This is a genomic window from Halomonas sp. OfavH-34-E, assembly GCF_024124525.1.
GTDB lineage: Bacteria > Pseudomonadota > Gammaproteobacteria > Pseudomonadales > Halomonadaceae > Halomonas > Halomonas litopenaei.
The window spans coordinates 1-1,006 of sequence record NZ_JAMXRY010000130.1 but is presented as its reverse complement, the minus strand read 5'-3'; the positions used below and the strand labels follow the sequence as shown (position 1 = coordinate 1,006).

1 protein-coding gene is annotated in these 1,006 nt (G+C 67.1%); it reads left to right on the top strand.

Features of this window, described 5'->3' with window-relative positions:
• Positions 1-23: 23 nt before the first annotated feature.
• Positions 24-1,006 (top strand): TRAP transporter large permease subunit (locus NH448_RS23490; protein WP_253029608.1); only part of this gene is annotated, 983 nt, incomplete at its 3' end.

The following is a 1,006-nucleotide window of genomic DNA, read 5'->3' as shown; positions in this document are numbered from 1 at the left end:
GCACCCGAAGGAGGCGCTGACTGATGAGCATCGCAGACGGAACCCTGCTGCTGGTCGGCGCCATCTTCGCGCTGCTGGTCACCGGCCTGCCGCTGGCCTTTATCACCGGCCTGGTGGCGCTGGCCTTTACCTTCGGCTGGTTCGGCCCCAACGCCCTGCCGCTGGTGACCAGCCGGGTCTATGGCTTCGTCACCGAGTACTCGCTGGTGGCGGTGCCGATGTTCGTGCTGATGGCCTCGCTGCTCGACCGATCGGGCATCGCCAAGGATCTGTTCAACGCCATGCGGGTGTTCGCCGGGCGACTGCCCGGGGGCGTCGCCGTGCAGACCGTGGTGGTGGCGTTCTTCCTGGCCGCGCTGTCCGGCATCATCGGCGGCGAGATCGTGCTGCTCGGCATCCTGGCGCTGCCGCAGATGCTTCGCCTCGGCTACGACAAGCACCTGTCGATCGGCGTGGTCTGCGCCGGCGGGGCGCTCGGTACCATGATGCCGCCGTCCATCGTGCTGATCATCTACGGCCTGATCGCCAGCGTCTCCATTGCCGACCTGTTTACCGCGGCGATCACCCCGGCGGTGATCCTGATGCTGTCCTACATCGGTTATGTGCTGGTGCGCTGCCTGCGCAACCCCGCCATGGGCCCGCCGATGAGCGAGGAGGACCGCAACGCCGGCTTCGCATCCAGGGGTGCCGCGCTGCGCTCGATCATCGTGCCGGCGCTGATCGCCTTCATGGTGCTGGGCTCGATCTACGGCGGCGTGGCCTCGGTCACCGAGGCGGCGGCCATGGGCGTGTTCGGCGTGCTGCTGGCGGTGCTGGCCCGGGGCGAGTTCTCGTTCTCGATGATGCACCAGAGCCTGTCCCAGACCCTGGTGACCTGCGGCATGATCATCTGGATCGGCATCGGCGCCGCCGCCCTGGTCGGGGTCTACAACCTGATGGGCGGCAACCGCTTCATCTCCGGCATGATCATGGATCTGGACGTCTCGCCCATCGTGATCATCCTGGT